This window comes from Streptosporangium sp. NPDC000239 (genome assembly GCF_040300765.1).
Lineage (GTDB): Bacteria > Actinomycetota > Actinomycetes > Streptosporangiales > Streptosporangiaceae > Streptosporangium.
In genome coordinates this window covers 1-3,684 of sequence record NZ_JBEPEI010000041.1, presented here as the reverse complement: position 1 = coordinate 3,684, position 3,684 = coordinate 1, and the positions used below count along the sequence as shown (strand labels likewise).

General features: G+C 70.7%; 1 protein-coding gene. It reads right to left on the bottom strand.

What is annotated here, in order from left to right:
- Window positions 1-2,995, bottom strand: a 2,995-nt coding sequence (locus tag ABT340_RS42310) for a non-ribosomal peptide synthetase (RefSeq protein WP_352016603.1), incomplete at its 3' end; no start/stop codon positions are given.
- Between the last annotated feature and the right edge of the window lie 689 nt (window positions 2,996-3,684).

The window sequence follows — 3,684 nt, the reverse complement described above, 5'->3', positions numbered from 1 at the left end:
GAACCTCCACGACCCTCCGCAGCGTGTCCCGCCACCCGGCGGCCAGCCCCGCGACCGTCGCGGCGTCGAACAGGTCCGTGCTGTACTCGACGACGCCGAAGATCCGCTCGCCGTCGTCGGTGATCTGCCAGGTCAGGTCGAACTTCGAGGTTCCGGTCGGGACCAGCTCGCGGGTCCCCGTCGCCGTGCCGAGCCGTACCGGGCGGGCGTCGTGGCGGTGCATCTCGAAGGCGACCTGGGCGAAGGCGGCGCGTTCCCCCGAGTGGTCGCGGGCGACACGGTCGAGGAGGAGCTGGAAGGGCACGTCCTGGTGGCCGAGGTCGGCGAGCACGTCCTCACGCACCTGGCCGAGCAGTTCGCGGAAGCCCACGTCCGTCCGTGCCCGCACCCGCAGCGGGACCAGGTTGACGAAGTAGCCGATCAGGCCCTCCTCGTCGTGCTCCCGGTCGGCGACGGGCGTGGCGACGACGAGGTCCTCCTGCCCGGTACGGCCGCGCAGTGTCAGGCAGAAGGCGGCCAGGAGCACCATGAACGGCGTCGCGCCCTCCGCCCGCGCCAGGTCGCGCACCCGCTCCGCGAGGTCGGCCCCGAGGTCGAACCGTACGGCGGCGCCCGCCGGGGTCCGCTCCCCGGGGACACGGTCGGTGGGCAGGTCGAGTTCCCTCGGGGCGCCTTCGAGCCTGCGCTCCCAGTAGGCGATCCCCTCGTCCAGGGTGTTCCCGCGCACCAGGCGGCGCTGCCGTACGGCGTGGTCGCGGGAGCGGGTGGGCAGTTCGGCGAGCTGGGGCTCCCTGCCGTCGAGGGCGGCGGCGTAGATCTCGGCCAGTTCGGTCTCGAAGACGCCGAGTGACCACTCGTCCCACACGATGTGGTGCAGGACGACCAGCAGCACCCAGCCGTCCTCGCCGTCGCGCGTCAGCAGGGTCCGTAGCAGCGGCCCCCGCTCCAGGTCGAACGGCCTGCGGGCCTCGCGGGCGACGACCTCCTCGGAGTACTCCTCGACGGTGAGCCGTACGGGGGAGGGGGGCAGGACGTCCTGCTCCGGTTCGCCGAGGGTGGCGGGGAAGGCGGTGCGCAGGGCCTCGTGCCGTTCGACGAGCGCGTTCAGGGACCGTTCGAGCGCCGGGACGTCGATCTCGCCACGCAGCCGGAACAGCCACGGCACGTTGTAGAGCGGCGCGCCCGGGTTCCACTGCTCGGCCAGCCACAGGGCGTGCTGCCCGAGGGAGAGCGGCCTGCCCTCCTCCTCGTACGGCGCGGCGGGCTCAGGCTCGGGGGCCGGAGCAGGCTGGGGGGCGCGTTCCGCGTCGAGTCGCGCCGCCAGGTCGGCCAGGACCGGGGTGGCGAAGACGGCCTGGGGCGACAGGCCCTTGCCGAAGTGGCCGAACAGCCTGGCGGTGATGCGGAGCGCGGCGAGCGAGTCACCGCCGAGCGCGAAGAAGTCGTCACCGCGTCCGACGCTCTCGACGCCGAGGACCTCCTGCCACAGGTCGGCCAGCAGTTGTTCCGTCTCGGTCCGCGGGGGTTCGGTCCCCTCGCCGTGCTCCGGGCCGCGCGGGAGCGGCGGCAGCGCGTCGCGGTCGAGCTTGCCGCCCTCGGTCAGCGGCAGCCGGTCCAGCGGGATCAGGTGCGCGGGCAGCAGGTAGGCGGGCAGCCGGTCGGCCAGGAACGCCATCAGCTCCCCGACGTTCGGCGTCTCGGTGACCACGTAGCCGACGAGCCGGGTCCTGCCGTCCTCGTCGTCCCGGCCGAGCACCGCGCACCGCCGTACCGCCGGGTGCTGCTCCAGGACCCGCTGGGTCTCCGCGGGCTCGACGCGGTGTCCCCGGATCTTGACCTGGTCGTCGGTCCTGCCAAGGAAGTCCAGCCTTCCGTCCGCGTCGAGGCGGACGAGGTCGCCGGTGCGGTACATACGCGCGCCGGGGGCACCGTACGGGTCGGGCACGAAGCGCTGGGCCGTCAGCCCGGGTTGTCCCGTGTAGCCGAGGGCGAGGGGGCCGCCGCCGACGTAGAGCTCCCCGGCGACCCCGGGCGGGCAGGGCGTGAGGTCCTGGTCGAGGACGTGGAGCACCCGTTCGCCGCAGGCGGTGCCGATCGGGATCTCGTCCGTCACGACCTCGGTCACCTCGTGGACGGTCGCGGTGATCACACACTCGGTCGGTCCGTAGGCGTTGAGCAGCCGCACGTCCGGGGCGTGCCGAAGCCACGAACGGGCGGCCCGGGGGGACATCCGCTCGCTGCCGGAGATCATCAGCCGGAGGCTGTGCCCCTCGGGCAGGGGAGTCCGGTCGAGTCCGAGGGCCAGCTCGTTCCAGTAACCGGCGGGCAGGTTGGCGACGGTGACCCGCTCACGACGCAGGAGGTCGAGGAGGTCGCCGATCGCGGGGGCGCGTTCCTCGCCGAAGACGACGGTCGCCCCGACGGTCAGCGGCGCGAGCGCCTGTTCGACGGAGACGTCCACGTACGGCTGCGCGAACCGCAGGACACGGTCGTCCTCACGCAGTCCGAACCGCTCGCCGATCCCGGCGAGGTGCTCGGCCAGCGCGCCGTACGAGACGCTGACGCCCTTGGGCCTGCCGGTCGTGCCGGAGGTGTACACGAGGTAGGCGGGGTGGGCCGGGTCGGGCGGGGTGAGGCCGGCCGCCTCGGCCGTCTCGTCACCGAGGTTCGCGTCGAGCCGTACCAGGGGGATCTCCCCCAGGACGTCGCCACCGTCGCCACCGCCGCTGTCGTCGCTGTCGTCACTGAGGAGAAGGCGGGCGGCGCTGTCCCGCAGGGTGAACCGGTGACGGTCGGCGGGGGCGGCGGGGTCGAGCGCGAGATGGGCGGCGCCCGTCCGCAGTACGGCGAGCATCGCGACCAGGCCGTTCACCGGGTCCTGCGCGCGCACGGCGACGACCTGTCCCGGGACCACCCCGTGCCCGCGCAGCAGCCCGGCGAGTACGGCGGTGCGCCGGTCGAGTTCGGCGTGGGAAAGGGTCAGGCGCGGACCCACTACAGCGGGTCCATCGGGATGCTCTTTAGCGCGCAGAGCCAGCAGGGATTCCCACCCAGCTTTTCGTAACATAGCGGTGACCTCGGAGTTCCAGACCCCCAATCCACGTGCTGTTTTGCTCGTGGAAAATGCCTTTGTCATGGCACGGAACTCCTCTGGAAATCGGGCTGGTGCTACTGGCGAGAATGTGGGGGCTGTGCGCTATAACCCGTTTCGGTTGTCCGCGAACGGCGGAGCGCTGGGCCGGGGGACGGCACCCCGGTACATGCGTTTTTCGCAACCTAAGGAATCCTTGCGCAAGCTATCTTGTCAAGATGTGAGTGTCAAGGGGATGCCTTGACAGCAGGGATTTCTGGCCCGGGTTACATGTTGGGGGCGTTCCCCTTCTCATGGTGAGAGGGGGCATAGTGAACGACTATTGAACAGACGGAATGGATTACGGCTGTTGCGGTCGGTGAAACTATTGACACCGCAGGAATCAGTGCACAAGATGTGTTGCGCAAGAGTCCCTTAGGGGTTGATCTCCCAGGAACGGGGGCCACGCTGTTTTTGGCGCCATTGGATGCGCGCCCTAATAGAAGCGTGGTTGCGGGCTACCTGCACATATTTCACCGGCGGCTGTGTGGCGTGATTTTCGGAAGGGTCCCGTGTCATGACCAAAACGTTCTCCAGGAGTCACGCCGATGGTG